Source organism: Methylohalobius crimeensis 10Ki, assembly GCF_000421465.1.
Taxonomy (GTDB): domain Bacteria; phylum Pseudomonadota; class Gammaproteobacteria; order Methylococcales; family Methylothermaceae; genus Methylohalobius; species Methylohalobius crimeensis.
Window position 1 is genome coordinate 1,831,189 of the sequence record NZ_ATXB01000001.1, and the last position, 15,665, is coordinate 1,846,853.

The 15,665-nt window shown below is 58.7% G+C and carries 12 protein-coding genes; 8 read left to right on the top strand and 4 right to left on the bottom strand.

The features are described 5' to 3' along the window. Positions 1-77 precede the first annotated feature (77 nt). From H035_RS0109205 to H035_RS0109215, 3 genes are all read left to right on the top strand, one after another. Positions 78-914, top strand: coding sequence for a hypothetical protein (locus tag H035_RS0109205; RefSeq protein ID WP_022948693.1), 837 nt, complete (start codon positions 78-80; stop codon positions 912-914). Between the two features lie 169 nt (positions 915-1,083). Continuing rightward, positions 1,084-4,485: a response regulator gene (locus H035_RS0109210; protein ID WP_022948694.1), complete on the top strand. Its 3,402-nt coding sequence runs from the start codon at positions 1,084-1,086 to the stop codon at positions 4,483-4,485. Next, a complete protein-coding gene (locus tag H035_RS0109215) occupies positions 4,482-5,438 on the top strand; it encodes a response regulator transcription factor (protein ID WP_022948695.1) in 957 nt (318 codons plus the stop codon). The genes H035_RS0109210 and H035_RS0109215 overlap by 4 nt, the downstream gene beginning before the upstream one ends. Positions 5,439-5,468: 30 nt before the next feature. Here H035_RS0109215 and H035_RS0109220 read toward each other — a convergent pair whose 3' ends face one another. From H035_RS0109220 to H035_RS0109235, 4 genes are all read right to left on the bottom strand, one after another. Beyond that, a complete protein-coding gene (locus tag H035_RS0109220) occupies positions 5,469-6,617 on the bottom strand; it encodes a patatin-like phospholipase family protein (protein WP_022948696.1) in 1,149 nt (382 codons plus the stop codon). Between the two features lie 11 nt (positions 6,618-6,628). Then, positions 6,629-7,519 (bottom strand): thermonuclease family protein, encoded by an 891-nt coding sequence (locus tag H035_RS0109225; protein WP_022948697.1) that lies wholly within the window; start codon positions 7,517-7,519, stop codon positions 6,629-6,631. Between the two features lie 266 nt (positions 7,520-7,785). Continuing rightward, positions 7,786-9,255 (bottom strand): S10 family peptidase, encoded by a 1,470-nt coding sequence (locus H035_RS0109230; RefSeq protein ID WP_161624018.1) that lies wholly within the window; start codon positions 9,253-9,255, stop codon positions 7,786-7,788. Positions 9,256-9,367: 112 nt separating this feature from the next. Continuing rightward, complete coding sequence (locus tag H035_RS0109235; RefSeq protein WP_022948699.1) at positions 9,368-10,633, bottom strand: glucose-1-phosphate adenylyltransferase; 1,266 nt, start codon at positions 10,631-10,633, stop codon at positions 9,368-9,370. A gap of 279 nt (positions 10,634-10,912) precedes the next feature. Between H035_RS0109235 and atpD the strand changes: the two genes are divergently transcribed. Genes atpD through H035_RS19000 form a run of 5 tightly spaced genes read left to right on the top strand, consistent with a single transcriptional unit; the run spans position 10,913 to position 15,664 of the window. After that, positions 10,913-12,340, top strand: a complete 1,428-nt coding sequence (gene atpD, locus H035_RS0109240; RefSeq protein ID WP_456152365.1) for a F0F1 ATP synthase subunit beta — start codon at positions 10,913-10,915, stop codon at positions 12,338-12,340. After that, entirely contained in the window at positions 12,337-12,825 is a 489-nt protein-coding gene (locus H035_RS0109245) for a F0F1 ATP synthase subunit epsilon (RefSeq protein ID WP_235044566.1), read from the top strand. Before atpD ends, H035_RS0109245 begins: the two co-directional genes overlap by 4 nt. A 45-nt stretch (positions 12,826-12,870) precedes the next feature. Further along, complete coding sequence (locus tag H035_RS0109250; protein ID WP_022948702.1) at positions 12,871-14,100, top strand: cation:proton antiporter; 1,230 nt, start codon at positions 12,871-12,873, stop codon at positions 14,098-14,100. A 34-nt stretch (positions 14,101-14,134) separates the two neighbouring features. Continuing rightward, positions 14,135-14,848 (top strand): F0F1 ATP synthase subunit A, encoded by a 714-nt coding sequence (locus tag H035_RS0109255; RefSeq protein ID WP_022948703.1) that lies wholly within the window; start codon positions 14,135-14,137, stop codon positions 14,846-14,848. A 48-nt stretch (positions 14,849-14,896) separates the two neighbouring features. Further along, positions 14,897-15,664, top strand: a complete 768-nt coding sequence (locus tag H035_RS19000) for a F0F1 ATP synthase subunit B family protein (protein ID WP_022948704.1) — start codon at positions 14,897-14,899, stop codon at positions 15,662-15,664. The last annotated feature ends 1 nt before the right edge of the window (position 15,665 follow it).

Here is a 15,665-nt window from a genome sequence, read left to right on the forward strand (position 1 = left end):
AGTTGCCGGGAGAGCGTCGGGAACATCCCATAAGTCAGCAGAACCTAATCACACAACACTTGTCAGGACAGGAGCGGATGCGAAAATTCTTTTGGCTGATATTCGTGCTGACGACGGCCGGCTGCGCTACGGGACCCCAACACCGAGGGACACTGCCCCGCGCCGACGCGATCCAAGGCATCGTCTTCCGGCTCGCCCCGAACAGCCCCACTCGGCTCGAGGCGCCGGATCGGCAAATACTGGAAAAGGCGGTCAGCCGCAAACTCGCCGCATCGGGATTTGCGGTCGAAGTGGACGATCCCACCGAAGGGGAAAAAGCAGCCAGTCACGTTTTGGAGGCACGCATCGGCCGCATGGAAAAAAAGGCCACGCCGGCCGGTTTTTCCCTCAGCTTCGGCGATTCGAACCCACGGGCGCTGGCATTTCAAAAAGCGAATGTTCTCCCGGTCACCTGCAGCTTGCGCGCCACCGATCGGCCGGACGAAAGCGCTTCTCTGTTCATGGATTTCGTGGCTCATACCGACCCCGGCCAAGCCGACAGCGGCTCAAGGGAGCAATTGGCGATCTATGCCGACCACATCGCCACGGTCTGTTTCAATCTGCTCGAACATCTGAATGCCCGCAAGGAGCGATTGCCCCGAGCCGGAGGCGAGGAGCCACAATGGGTGCCCGAAATTCGGATCGAATCCGTGCCGGAATCGAAACCGTCTAAATCGGAACCGTCCAAACCGGCACCTGCGGCGTCCGTCTCGAACACGCCTCCGGCGAAGGATTCCTCCCCGGCAAGGGCGCCGGCAACCGATGCTTCTCGCCATCGATCGCCCCCCACCACCGAATCAACGGAACGCAAGCGGATCATCATCCACAATCAAGGCAGCCCGGTGATCCTTGATTTCGGCTACGAACGCAAATAAGAATCAGGGCGGCAGCGCTTCCATTTTAGAAAGCTCCGTTTAGGGGCACTTTGCACCAAATAAGGGAGACCCTGCCCGAACGCACTCTGTCGCCTTTCCCCGGCGAAGGGAAAATGGTTGGTGCACTTATTGCTTATATCTTCCAAAACAACAACACAAACGATCGAGATTGGAAGAGCTAGGCCGTCAAACCATTCTGAAGGAGCGCCGCGACTACAACGCCTGGGTCACCAATGAAACGCTGGAGGACTACGCGCTTCGCTACGCGCCGAAATCCTTTCGCAAGTGGTCCGAATTTCGGGTCGCCAACACCGCTTTCGGCTCCATCGCTTTCCTCATGCTGGAAGCCATCGGCGGCTTCCTGACCCTCAACTACGGATTCACCAATGCCTGCTGGGCCATTCTGGCCGCCGGGGCGATCATTTTTCTCACCGCCTTTCCGGTGAGCTACTACGCGGCCCGCTACAATATCGACATGGATCTCCTGACCCGCGGGGCCGGATTCGGCTACATCGGGTCGACTTTCACTTCCCTCATTTACGCCTCCTTCACCTTTACCTTGTTCGCGCTCGAAGCCTCGATCATGTCGCTGGCCCTGGAGCTCTATTTCGGCATTCCCCTGGCGGCGGCGCACGTGATCAGCGCGATCATCGTCATTCCCCTGGTCACCTACGGCATCACCAACATCAATCGACTTCAACTATGGACCCAGCCCGTTTGGCTCCTCCTGTTGGCGACCCCTTACGTGGCCATCCTATTTCGCGAGCCGCAGGCATGGACGGGATTGACCAGTTTTTCGGGAACGAACGGCAGGGAGAGCGGATTCGATTGGATTCAATTCGGAACGGGCACCACCGTGGCGCTGGCGATGGTGGCCCAAATCGGCGAGCAGGTGGATTTCTTGAGATTCCTGCCGGAAAAAAACCGCCGCAACCGGAAGCGCTGGTGGACGGCAGTCATCATGGCGGGACCGGGTTGGATCTTCCTGGGAATGGCCCGCCAGTTCGGCGGAGCGCTGCTGGCCTATATCGCCATCGGGCATGGCATCGCTCCCGAGCATGCCCACGAACCGACCCAAATGTATTTGACCGCCTACCGGTACGTTTTCCACGATCCCGATTGGATGCTCGCCGCGACCATCCTGCTGGTGATGGTCTCCCAGATTAAAATCAACGTGACCAACGCTTATGCCGGCTCCCTGGCCTGGTCCAATTTGTTTTCGCGCCTGACCCATTGCCATCCCGGGCGCGTGGTCTGGCTGGTGTTCAACGTGGCGATCGCTCTCCTCCTCATGGAACTCGGCGTATTCAACGCCCTGGAGCGGGTTCTGGGTTTGTTCTCCAACGTCGCCATCGCCTGGATCGGTGTGCTGGCGGCCGATCTGACGATCAACAAACCCCTCGGGCTGAGCCCGCCCCACGCGGAATTCAAGCGGGCGCATCTGCCCGATTTGAACCCGGTGGGCGTGATTTCCACCCTGGTGGCATCGGTTTTGTCCATCGCCGCCTATTTGGGCGTGTTCGGTAATTTGGCGCAGGCGTTTTCCGCCTTGATCGCGCTCGCCGCCGCTTTCGTCCTGCCGCCCTTCATCGCCTATGGGACGCGCCCCCAGGCATTCACGGCAAGCCGCCCGCCGGTCGACGCCGCCGACTTGGATGCCCGCTGCTCGATCTGCGGCAATGCCTTCGAACCGGAAGACAAGGCCTACTGTCCCGCCTATCGGGGCACCATTTGTTCCCTCTGCTGCACCCTGGAGGCGCGCTGTCTCGACGCCTGCAAGCCGGGCGCGCGGCTCGCCGATCAACTCATGGGGATCGCCGGCCGCTGGTTGCCCGGACGCTTATCCCGCCACTTCAAGCTGCGCCTGGTTCAATTCGCCCTGGTCTACGTCATTCTCGCCGTCCTCACCGGGATCTTCATCGGCGTCATCTATTACCAGGACCTGCTTGCGGCGGCGCCATTCCCTCGAGTCGCCGGCACACTTTACGGCAATTTTCTCAAGGTCTATTCGGCGCTGCTGGTGTTCCTGGGGCTTGCCGCGTGGTGGCTCGTGCTCAACAACGAGAGTCGCCGCACGGCTCAGGAGGAATCCGGCAAACAGACCCGGCTTCTGCTGAAGGAAATCGAAGAACACCGCGTCACCGACCGAAAGCTGCAGCAGGCCATGCAAGCCGCCGACCGGGCGAATCAAGCCAAGAGCCGGTTTCTGAGCGATATGAGCCACGAGATACGCACTCCCTTGAACAGCATTCTCGGCTACGCCCAAATCCTTCGCAAGGATCCCTCGATTCCGTCCCATCGCCGGGATGCCGTCAACATCATGCTGCGAAGCGGTGAGCACCTCGCCACCCTGATCGAAGACATCCTGGATATCGCTCGCATCGAAGCGCGCAAGTTCGAGCTCAAACCCACACCCATGGATTTTCCCGCATTCGTCGAGCAACTGGTCCGCATGTTCCGGCCCCAGGCGGAAGCCAAGGGACTCGCCTTCCGCTGCCAGATCGTCGATCCCCTGCCCGCCCGAGTCCGCGGCGACGAAAAGCGCGTGCAGCAGATCTTGATCAACCTCTTGGGCAACGCGGTGAAATTCACCCATCGAGGAGAAATCCTGCTGCGGATCGGCTACAGCGGAGAAATCGCCCGCTTCCAAGTGATCGATACCGGACCGGGGATTCCCGGGGATCAATTGGAAACCATCTTTCTTCCTTTTCAACGGCTGAGCAACGGCCGCAGCAACGCCGCCCCCGGCAGCGGTCTCGGTCTCACTCTGAGCAAGATTCTCACCCATATCATGGGCGGCGAGCTGAGCGTGGAAAGCACGCAAGGCCGGGGTTCCACATTTTCGATTCGGCTCTTTTTGCCCAAACTCCGAATCGCCGACGTCGCGATCCCCGAGGACGAAATCGTCGGCTACCACGGAGCCCGACGAAAAATCCTGGTGGTGGACGATCAAGCGGAGCATCGCGAACTGCTGAAGTCGGTGTTGGAACCGTTGGGATTCGTGCTGCGGGAAGCCGGCAGCGGAGAAGCATGCCTCGTCCGAGTCCAGAAAGAAGCATTCGATCTGATTCTGCTCGACATCGCGATGCCGGGCATAAATGGTTTCCATACCGTCCATCAATTGCGGGCTGACGGCTGCAAAACCCCCATCGTCATAGTCAGCGCCAACGCTTACCACGGAGATCGGCATCAGGCCGGAGTCGCCGGAGCCGACGATTTTTTGGCCAAACCTATTAGAATGACCGAACTTCTGCATAAACTCAAACTGCACCAGGGGCTCGACTGGGTCCTTGATGCGCCGCCATCCCCGGCTTCGCATCCTTCTGGCGCATTTCACCCGCCCGAACAATCGCCCCCGCCCGCCGAGGCGCCCTGGCTTCGACCGGATTCGAAAAACCTGGATGCTTTGATCGCCTGCGCCCGGATCGGCGATCTCAAGGGATTGTCGGGGCAACTGGACAGATTGGTGGAAGCGGACGAGCGCCATCTTCCTTTCGCCCGCCACCTGCGGTCCCTAATCAAAGAATTCCGCTTGGGCGATATCAAGCAGCTACTCGAGGAAACCCCATGAATCCATATGATCGGGAAAGCGCGGAAACCGTCATGATTGTGGACGACGCCCCCGCCAATCTGGCCTATTTATCCGACGCCCTGGAAGACGCGGGTTACCGGGTACTGGTCGCCACCGATGGGAGCCAGGCGCTGGAGCAACTGCGCCTCGTCTCCCCCGACCTGCTCCTTCTGGACGTGGTCATGCCCGGGATGGACGGTTTCGAAACCTGCCGGCGGCTCAAATCCAATCCTGCGACCAAAACCCTTCCCATCCTTTTCATGACCGCCTTGAGCGAACTGGACGATCTGCTGCGAGGATTCGGCGAAGGGGCGGTGGACTATCTGGTCAAACCCGTCCGCCACCAGGAAGTGTTGGCCCGGGTAGCCGCTCAATTGGCCCAAGCCAAGCTTATTCGCAAAGCGGAAGCGGCGCTTTCACAAGGCGGATTCGCCGCCGTTGCGGTCGATGCCGACTGCCGGATCACCTGGATTACTCCGGCGGCCGTGGATTGGTTGGAAAAACTCTCCGAGACATCAAATACGGAGTGGCATCCGGCCGCCGCGCAACTCCCCGAACCGCTTGCCGAATGGATGCTTCGACAGCTTGAAAAGGCCAAAGAGGCGGATCGAGAATCTTTTAATTTCCAGCGGGGCGATCATCGCTGGATCGCAAATGGCGATTTTCGTCCGAACCAGCAGGAATATTTACTCTTGCTGCAACAACGCAGCATGGATTGGCAACTCGGCTCCCTGCAAAAAGGATACGGACTGACCGTTCGCGAAGCCGAGATTTTGATGTGGGTCGCACGCAGCAAAACCAATCGCGAAGTCGGTCAGATCCTGGGCATCAGTCACCGCACCGTGAACAAACACTTGGAACACATTTTCGAAAAATTGGGGGTCGCCACTCGCGCCGCGGCCGTGGCCGCCGTTATGGAGCAAATTCATCCCTCGATCGAAAGCTTGGGTTAGGTATTCCGGCCCAACCGCGCAATCCGCCATTCAAACCCCACCCGGATAGGGAAACCCCGCCGGGGGCGGCAGGGTCTTATCCACAAAAGTTCTTAAGGCGGCATCGGTGACGGCGTACCCCCAATTGATCAGACGCGCTTGAAGTCCCTCCGGCATGGCCTTGAGGCGGGTGGGAATATTGGCCAGTTCCTCGGTTCGATCAAGCGGGCACACCAAGGCATGGGGGGCCGGATAGTCGCCGATGTCGGCGCGGATACTCCAATAGGCGCCTTTGCGGGACTTGTTCTTGTAGGATTCGATCAAGCTGCGTTTACGAAGGGACCGAACCTGATTGTTGATAACGCTGCTGACCCGGATGCTTTGTTGCACCCAGTCGATCGCCGGGCGGGGTTCGGGAGCCATCTTCTTGCCGGCATTGCTGACCAGGATCGTATCGTAGCGTTTGTAGGCGGTCTCCAAGCCCAGATTGTCGTACACCCCGCCGTCGCTCAGAATGGCCCGACGGGTGTAGGGTTCGCGCTGTAGATCGGCGCCGGAACCGGCCTCGAAGGACGGGGGATCGAGCTTCAGCCGATAAGGGGACAACACCGGCGGGAAGGCCGAGGAAGCGGCCACCGCATCGGCCAAAGGCAGGGTTGGATGCCGGATCATCCCCACCCGCCAGTCGGCCATGTAGGGTTTGGAAAACCGCCACAGGGCGCCGGACTGGAGATTGGTGGCGTTGATCACGAAGCGCGGGGTGTCGGGCAAATCCTGCAGGGTGGCTTCGCCGTAGAGATTTTTGTGGTAGGCCTTGGCCACGCGCTCGCCGATGGTGTCGAACCAGACCAGTCCGGTCAACACGGACTTCACATCCAAGGTCTGGCGGGCCAAGGCTCGAACGGGGGTGACGATTTCCGCCTCGAAGGCCTGACCGACGCCGTTGGCATCGAATCCCAAATTCGACCATTTGAGTCCCAGGCGAGCGGCGGTGATGGAGCCGCCGGAGACACTGGAAATGCGGTCCAATTTAGGCAGATACCCCAGTTCGTTCAAACGCCACAACACGCCCACGTGAAACAGCATCGCCCGGTAACCGCCGCCCGACAGACAGAGGGCCGTACCGGCTTCGGGTTCTCGACCCCGGTCCTCGGGGATGAATTCCACCGGGGCTGGTTGCATCAACAATGACTCGGGCATCACGACCTCCTTCAATCCGGTCCGGGAAGCAGATTTAATCGTCCCACCGCCTCCTTGACATCGAACGGCCAAAGGAATAGGCGGTGATACGGTGGAATACGGTGATAGCGTTGGGGTTCGAAGACTTCGCGAGTCGTCAGATCGGCGCAGTAACGGTCGATCCAGGCGTTGCGCTCGCTGGAGCCGAGGCGCCGGCCGCGCTCCAAATCGCGGGTGACTTTCCAAAGCTTGTAGGCCATGCGGAATTCATAGCCGGCCAGTGTGTTCGGATCGAGCCAGATGCCGCGCTGTTCTTCGTAAGCGGTTTGGGCCTGTTGACAGAACAGCACCAGATCGCGGTATTGAGGCAGGCTGGGATAGATGAGAAACGGCGCCGCCCATCCTTCGGCCACCAACAGCAGGTTGAAGGTGGCTCGCTCCAGCAAGGTCATTTGCAAACGTTCCTCGGTGCTGTAGGACGGCGCGATATAGGCCAAAAGCCGACCGTAGCGGTCAAAGGGTTCGTCCGCCGCGCGCAGGAACAGGGAACGCTTGCGGCCGTTGGGTTTTGCCAACTTTTGCTCGAGCAATGCCTGAAAAGCCCGGGTGGCGGCTTCTCCTTGCTGGCGTTGAAGCGTACCCGCCTCGCCCGTTTTCAGTTTGGGGTGGAGATAGGCAGCCAAATCGTCTTCGACGGGTGCCTTGCCCGCCTGGAGCCAGTCGGCCAATTGCCGAAGATTTTCATCGTGGCGTGCCGGGTTGGCATTGCCCGGATAATGCACTTCCGGGGTGTCGATACTGAGCATCCGGATCGACAGCTCGACGAAGGGCGTGTCCCCGTCGGTGATGCGAGTCAATTTATTCCGCCCCAGGCTATCCAGTTCGAACCCGCCCGGGTCCCAGAAGATCTGCACCCCGCCCATCGGCACACCTCCCGCGGATTGCTTTATGCCACTTTACACTGAAAACGGGAACATTAAAACGATTCTTATAGGCATGGGTATTGGCGTGGTGCAAGGCTTGCGGGGAACGCCGTGGACCCTTCCTTGGGGGCTTGATGGCGACCATCCGGGTCGCCAACATCCCCGCAAGCCTTACCCCACACCTTTGAACTCGGAATGACTCAAGAAGCGTCCCTTCTCCCGCTGGCGGGAGAAGGTTAGGATGAGGGTGGATCTAATTGAGAAGATTAAGGCGATTGATCCGAGTCCCTGTAAAATCGCTGGGCGTCCTGATACATTTTTTCCCGCGAATCGCGGCGGAAATAGAGCATGTGGCCCCCTTGGTAGACATCGATCCGGACGTTTTCCCGAACCGCCGGGTCCAAGCCCATCTGATTGACGGCGATGACGGAGCCGAAATAAGGGGTCACCAGGTCGTAGACACCATGCACGATCCATAGGCGCAATGCGGGATTCAGGCTCATCACGGTTCTCAATTGCTCGATCACGCCGGCGTATCCCTGTTGGCCGTGAAATCCCGAGCGCCAATTCCAGGATTCGAACACTTCCTCGTTGAGCAAGCGGTAGCGCAGATCCGTTTTGAACCCCAATCCGTCTTGGATGTAGCTATTGAAGGTGGGGGTGAGCAGCGCGTTGATTCGGGTCAAATAGGGGTCCCTTGCCCTCAAGACGGAAGCTGCCGGATCCGGATCGATCAGGGTGATCGATCCGTCGTAGAGACTGACCAAGCGTCGGCGATCGGCCAACAGGGTCTTGGCCAGGCGTTCCGGAGGGATGCGTCCCCGAAAGCGCCGCACGGTTTCTCGATCCAGCCCGGTATAACCGGCCAGACGCTTCCACAGATCCGATTCCGCGGCATTCTCGCGCACAAGCCCCGTCAACAGCCCGGACAGAGCAAAATCCTCCACTGTTGCCAGCCGGGTTCGAAGATCCTTGCCCGTCCCGGGAAGATCGTCGCCGCGTTCGTGAAACGCCGCCACCGCGGCATAGGTGGGCAACAAGGCGGCCCAGGAGAGCAAACCGTGCTCTCCGCCCCACAACAATCCGAACTCCAAGGCGGGGGAAATCATCACCAAGCCCCCGGGCTCGATTCCGAATTCGCTTTGCAGCAACTTCGCCAAGCGCGCCACCCGGAAACCGCCGTAGCTCTCGCCGGCCAGATAGACGGGAGACAACCAGCGCTCCTCCCGGGTCAGATACAGACGGATGAATTGCGCCAGGAAACGCGCGTCTTCCGCCACACCCCAGGGCGACTCGCCATGGGCCTTGTCCTTGGCCGATTTGTCTTTCCGGGCTCTTGCCTTCTTTGCTTCGGCGGGAATCATCCGGCTGTAGCCCGTCCCGATGGGATCGACGAACACCAAATCGGTGAACGCCAACCAACTCAGGGGATTGTCTTCTAGCCGCGGCGTCCGGGGCGGCACCGTTCCATCGTCATTGAAGACGACTCGCTGCGGCCCCAAGGCGCCCAGGTGGAGATAGGCCGACGCCGCTCCCGGCCCTCCGTTGAATACGAAAGTCAGCGGTCGGCGAGCCGATTCGGAATCGTCGGCGGTATACGCGATATAAAAAATCCGGCCGCTCGCCTCGCCTTTTTCGTCATGAATGGTGAGCGATGCCGCGGTGGCTTGATATTCGATGGCGCGGGTGGGCGTGGTCAGGGTGTGGCGGGAAACCGCTCGCTTCGAGGAAAGCAAAACCCCGATTTCCGGGGCTGAATCTTGATCGCCCGGTGCGGTTTCTTTCGCCGCGGCAGAAGCCAAATAACACGATAATAAAACCGCCCCTACAAATACCGGGAAAGACGATTTACTCGCCGTACCCCAACCCCCGGCCGCGGCAATTGCGCGCGAAATAATTCGGGCTTCCCTTGGGCACCACCACCACCCCGCCCGGGGTGACCTCATAAAGTTTTCTATCCGCTGCGTGATCATAACCGATCTCCGAACCCGCCTGAATGGTATTGTGCCGGTCGACGATGACCCGGCGCAAGCGGGCGCCTCGGCAGATACGCACGTAATCCATGATAATGCAATCCTCCAATACCACATCGGGTTCGATCACCGCCTCGCGCCGGACGATGCTGTTGCGTATGGTGGCATTGTCCACCAAGGCGGCGGCGCCGATCTGACTGTTGTCGATGCTGCTGTTGAACACCTGGGCGACGGGTCCTTGGTAATGACTGGAAAAAATCGGCCATTGGGGGTTGAAGGGTTGGAAACGCGGCTCCCGACCCAGCAAGTCTTCATGCGCCTCGAAATAGGCATCCAGGGTGCCCACATCCCGCCAATATCCCACTTCTTCATAAGCTCGAATGCCGGGGATGTAATTGTCGGCGAAATCATAGGCATACAGACGATGAGTCTGCAGCAAGCGTGGCAGCACATGATGGCCGAAATCCGTCTCCCCGCGTTGGTGCGCTTCCTCCAGCGCATTTATCAATACCTCGGTATTGAACAGGTAATTTCCCATGGAGGCATACGCGCTGGTGGCATCCGAGGGCATCGGTTTACCCCGATCCGGCTTTTCCTCGAAACCGCGCACTCGAGCCTCGTCGTCCACTTCCAGGATACCGAAACTGGCCGTCTCTTCTATGGGGACGGGACATGCCGCCACTGTGACGTCCGCTTGGCATTGGCGGTGAAATCGCACCATCTGGCGCACATCCATTCGATAAATATGGTCGGCCCCGAACACCGCAACCAGGTCGGGGCGATGAATGCGCATCAAATTGATGCTTTGGTAGACAGCATCGGCGGTTCCTTTAAACCAAATTTTCCCATCCTCCATCTGGGGCGGCACCACCGTAACGAACTGGTCCGGCAACAAGGGCGAGATGGTCCAGGCCTTGCGCACGTGTTCTATCAAACCTTGCGGCTTGTATTGCACCAAAAGGTAGATGGAGTGAATGCCGGAGTTGACCAGATTGCTGAGAACGAAATCCACCATGCGGTAGCGTCCTCCGAAAGGTACCGCCGGCTTGCAGCGTTCGTTCGTCAATGGTCGGAGCCGTTTGCCCGCGCCGCCGGCCATCACAAAGGCCACGATTTTTTCCGATTTGCGCTGTTCTTTCATGCTGTGCTCCGCCACTTAGCTGAGGTATTCCGGACTCAAAGCGCGAGCAACCCGATACCCGGCTCCGGGTCTCAATTCTCTCTCCTCGCAAATTACGTTGAATTGAAACCTGACTCGTTTCGCAATTCTTAACTCTAAGTTCTCTAATCGTCCAAGACATTGAAAAATTTCAATTTCATGGAGCCCCCTCAGGGCGATGACAACGGCATATTATCGGACGTAGACACCCTGAGCGGCTGCCCCTTACAATCGAGATCAAGCAGGCAAGATTCAATCAAGATGAGCAATCGTCCCCCTATGAATGGCATCCCTCGTGAGACGGAAAAACCGACCGGAGAAATCGTCGCCGTGCGCGGCAATGTGGTGGACGTGCGCTTCCCCTCACCCCTGCCGCCCCGCAATCATCAGTTGCGCACCGGCCCCGGCGATCGCGTCGTGCTCGAGGTTCAAACCCACCTGGACACCACCACCGTCCGCTGCATCGCCCTGAATTCCACCCGCCGCTTGGGGAGGAAGATGCCGGTACGGGATACGGGATCGATGTTGGAAATGCCGGTGGGCAAGACTTTGCTGGGCCGAATGCTGAATGTATTCGGGGAAAGCGTCGACGGCCAAGGTCCCATCGAAACCGACGAGCGTTGGCCCATCCACCGGCCGCTGCTGCCCCTGGCCGACCGCACCACCGGCACCGAGGTGTTCGAAACCGGGATCAAGGCCATCGATCTCTTGGCGCCTTTGGAACGGGGCGGCAAATCGGGTATGTTCGGCGGCGCGGGGGTGGGCAAGACCGTTTTGATCAATGAAATGATCAATAATATGGCCAAACGCTACGAAGGCGTCAGTCTATTCTGCGGCATTGGCGAGCGGATGCGCGAGGCCGAGGAAATGTACAGCGCCATGCAGGAATCGGGGGTACTGGAAAAGGCGGTATTGATCTACGGCCAGATGAACGAGCCCCCCGGCGCGCGTTTTCGCGTCGGGCACGCGGCGCTGACGGTCGCCGAGTATTTCCGCGACGTGGAAAAACGGGACGTGCTATTGCTCATCGACAACGTCTTTCGATTCGTTCAATCGGGGACCGAAGTCTCCGGATTGATGGGGCGCATCCCTTCCCGGGTAGGCTACCAGCCCACCTTGGCAAGCGAACTCGCCGCACTGGAGGAACGCATCTGCAGTTCCCACAGCGGAAGCATCACTTCGGTGCAGGCGGTCTATGTCCCCGCCGACGATCTGACCGATCCCGCGGCCACCCATATCTTCGCCCATCTTACGGCTTCCATCGTTCTTTCCCGAAAGCGTGCCAGTCAAGGCTTGTACCCGGCGGTGGACCCTTTGCAGACCGATTCCAAAATGCTCACTCCCGGGATGGTGGGCAAGCGCCATTACCAGGTCGCCCAAGCGGTCCGCAGCACCCTGGCTCAATACGAGGAACTCAAAGACATCATCTCCATGCTGGGCATCGAGGAGCTGTCCCGGAAAGACCGGGCCACCGTCAGCAAAGCGCGCCGGCTGGAACGTTTCCTGACTCAACCTTTCTTTACCACCGAACAATTCACCGGGAAAAAAGGAAAATTGGTTCCCCTGGAGAAGAACATTGAAGGATGCGAACGGATTCTGGATGGTGAATTCGCCGAAGTGAGCGAACAGGCTCTCTATATGATCGGTTCGGTGGATGAAGTGGATAAAGCCGGTGCCTCGAAATCATGACCGATCACGCTAGCGGCCATCCTGACTCCCCGGCAGGACAGCCGGGGAGGACGCACGCCGTGCGCCCGAAGGGGGCGGAGCATCAAACCATACGCCTGCAGATATTGTTGCCGACGGAAGTCTTGGTGGACGAAGAAGTGGGCAAGATCGTCGCCGAGGCTGAAAACGGTTTCTTCTGTCTTCTCCCCCGCCATATCGATTTCGTCACCGCCCTGGTACCGGGGGTGCTGTGTTTTTGCTTCAAGGAGGGGGAAGAAAACTTCGCCGCGGTGGACGAAGGCGTATTGGTGAAGCGCGGTCGGGAAGTATTCGTCTCCACCTTCAATGGCGTCAGAGGCAGCGACTTGAGACAATTGCAGACCTTGGTCGAGGAACGCTTCCTGGCGCTTAATGAGCACGAGCGCAAAGTGCGCTCGGCCTTGGCCCGGCTCGAGGCGGGGACTTTACGGGGTTTCTTCGAGCTTCAGGAGAGGATGCATGAATAAAAGTCCTTATGTTTCCGTACGGGGCAAAAAGACAGTGGCGCTGGCGTGACGGAGGAAATCAGCACGCACACGATTTGGACCTTGCTGCTCGGGCTGACGGTGATCGCCTCGGGGCTGATCGAGGCGGGTTTCACCCGCCTTAGAATTCCCGCATTGGTAGGCTATTTATTGCTGGGCCTGTTGTTAAGATTCATTGATAGCCGGTGGGGAATACTGGACCCACCCACCCGTAACGCCGTCCAATTCCTTGCCGATATCGGCGTCGTCGCTCTCTTGTTCCGAGTGGGGTTACAGAGCCATCCAGGAGCATTAGCGCGCAAATTACCCCAAGCCATGAAGATCTGGCTCGGTGACGTGAGCGGTTCCGCTCTGCTCGGATTTGTGACCAGCTATTATCTGCTCGAGTTTGCGCTCATTCCGTCCTTGATCATAGCGACCGCACTTACCGCTACCAGCGTCGGCGTTTCGGTGGCCGCCTGGCAGAGCCGTTACGCGATCGACTCCGACAACGGTCGGCTGTTGGTGGATGTGGCCGAGCTCGATGATATTTCGGCGGTGGCATTGATGGCCTTGTTGTTTGTCTTGATTCCGACGCTACACGATGCCAAAACCGGGGTCGTATCGACGTTGGCAGCGACCGGTGCCAGCTTCGCCGCCAAATTCGTCCTGTTCATCGCCGGCTGCTACTTGTTCTCGCGCTATGTGGAACCCTGGTTGACCCACTTCACTGCACACCGGGAGCCGAAGCCGCAACGCATGCTCACCGTGATCGGCGTAGGTTTCGTGATCGCCGCCTTGGCCAATTGGCTGGGATTTTCCCTGGCCATCGGCGCTCTGTTTGCGGGACTGGTCTTTAGCCGCGACCCGAAGGCCATCCAAACAGAAAAATCATTCATCGATATTTATGCTTTCGTCACCCCATTTTTTTTCATCAATATCGGCTTGGGGGTCAACCCCGGGCAAATTGTCGCAGGAACGGGACTGGGCTTAATATTGCTACTTGCGGCGGCGGCCGGGAAATTCATCGGGGCGGGAACACCCGCCTTGATCACCAGCGGCGCGACCGGTGCCGTCCTAATCGGCATCAGCATGATCCCGCGCGCGGAAATCACCATGATCGTCATCCATCAAGCCCAGCGGCTGGGAAATTGGGCCCTGCCGCAAGAAATCTACGCCGGCATAGTGTTCGTCAGCCTATCGACCTGTATTATTGCCCCCTTGATCCTGTATCGTCTTCTGCAACGCTGGCCTCAAACCGATCAGGAAAAGATCTGAACGATTTGCCCAACAACGTTGAAGAGAACCTCCCATGACCATCAGTCCCGACAATATCGTCTTCTGGCAATGGGGCTTGTTTTCCCTCAATGCCACCATCGCATACACCTGGGGGGTCATGGCCCTGCTGACCCTCATTTCATGGTTGGTGACGCGCCGCTTGTCCACGGGAACTCGGCTGTCGCGCTGGCAAAATCTGCTGGAGGTTCTGGTGACCGGTATCCGCGATCATGTTCGCGATATCAGTCAGCAGGATCCGGGCAAATACCTGCCATTCGTGGGGACCCTGTTTCTCTACATCGCCATGGCCAATTTGCTCAACGTCGTTCCCGGCTACATGGCGCCCACCGGCTCCCTGTCCACGACGACCGCCCTGGCCATTTGCGTATTCGTCGCCGTGCCCATTTACGGCATCTTCTCCGAAGGACTGGGGACTTACTTGAAACAATACGTCAAACCCACCTGGATCATGCTGCCTTTCAATATCATCGGCGAATTTTCGCGCACCCTGGCCCTGGCGGTGCGTCTCTACGGCAACATCATGAGTGGAACGGTGATCGCCGCCATCCTGCTCAGCATCGCCCCCTACTTTTTCCCCATCGTCATGCAGCTACTGGGGTTGCTGACCGGGATGATTCAAGCCTATATTTTCGCCGTTCTGGCCATGGTCTATATCGCATCCGCCACCTCGGCCCATCGGCAAGCCGAACAAAACGATCGGCAACCGGAAACGGACGGTTCAAGCTAAAACCACCGCCAATCCCATCAACCCATTTCAATCAGGGGAGACTCATCCATGGACATCGACTGGATCACGGTTTCGGCGCAAATCGTCAACTTCCTGATCCTGGTCTGGCTGTTGAAACACTTTTTGTACCAACCGATCATCCGCGCCATGGACCGCCGCGAACAGCGCATCACCGACCAATTGATCGAAGCCCGGGAACGGGAACGTCAAGCCGACGCATCGGCGAAGCGATTCGAGGAAAAAATCCGGGAATTGGAAGATGAACGGGAACAAACCTTAGCCAAGGCCAAGGAGGAAGCCGAACAACAAAAAAAACAGATGCTCGATCGAATCCGGCAAGAAGTGGCCGAAACCCGTGCCGATTGGCAGCGTCAGGTCCTGCATGAGAAAAAGGCGTTTTTGGACAAGCTGCGCCATGAAGGAACTAAAGCGATTCAAGCCATCGCACGCAAGGCATTGGGCGATCTCGCCAATGCCGAACTGGAAAAGCAAATCGTACTCGCCTTCCTGGAACGCCTCAATTCACTGGATGAAGCCGCGCGCAAGGCACTGACCGAAACTTCCGAGCCGGCGCAAATCGTCAGCTCCTTCGAGCTCGATCCCGACTTGCGCCAGCGGTTGACGAATGCGCTGAATGCCACCTTCGACGACGATATCGAGGTACGATTCGCACGGTCCGGCGATCTGATGTGCGGCATTAAACTCAGCCGCGGAGGCCAGCAGCTAGGCTGGAATCTCGACCAGTACTTGGATGATCTGGAAGGCCGTATCGAAGCACTGGTTAAGTCCCACGAACCCCCAAACAAGGGAGAGTGAT

Bases quoted from the DNA above. Each gene is read 5' to 3' on its own strand.
- H035_RS0109255 (WP_022948703.1), top strand. From the start codon at position 14,135: ATGACCATCAGTCCCGACAATATCGTCTTCTGGCAATGGGGCTTGTTT.
- H035_RS0109235 (WP_022948699.1), bottom strand. From the start codon at position 10,633: ATGAAAGAACAGCGCAAATCGGAAAAAATCGTGGCCTTTGTGATGGCC.
- H035_RS0109245 (WP_235044566.1), top strand. From the start codon at position 12,337: ATGACCGATCACGCTAGCGGCCATCCTGACTCCCCGGCAGGACAGCCG.
- H035_RS19000 (WP_022948704.1), top strand. From the start codon at position 14,897: ATGGACATCGACTGGATCACGGTTTCGGCGCAAATCGTCAACTTCCTG.
- H035_RS0109220 (WP_022948696.1), bottom strand. From the start codon at position 6,617: ATGCCCGAGTCATTGTTGATGCAACCAGCCCCGGTGGAATTCATCCCC.
- H035_RS0109205 (WP_022948693.1), top strand. From the start codon at position 78: ATGCGAAAATTCTTTTGGCTGATATTCGTGCTGACGACGGCCGGCTGC.
- H035_RS0109225 (WP_022948697.1), bottom strand. From the start codon at position 7,519: ATGGGCGGGGTGCAGATCTTCTGGGACCCGGGCGGGTTCGAACTGGAT.
- H035_RS0109215 (WP_022948695.1), top strand. From the start codon at position 4,482: ATGAATCCATATGATCGGGAAAGCGCGGAAACCGTCATGATTGTGGAC.
- atpD (WP_456152365.1), top strand. From the start codon at position 10,913: ATGAGCAATCGTCCCCCTATGAATGGCATCCCTCGTGAGACGGAAAAA.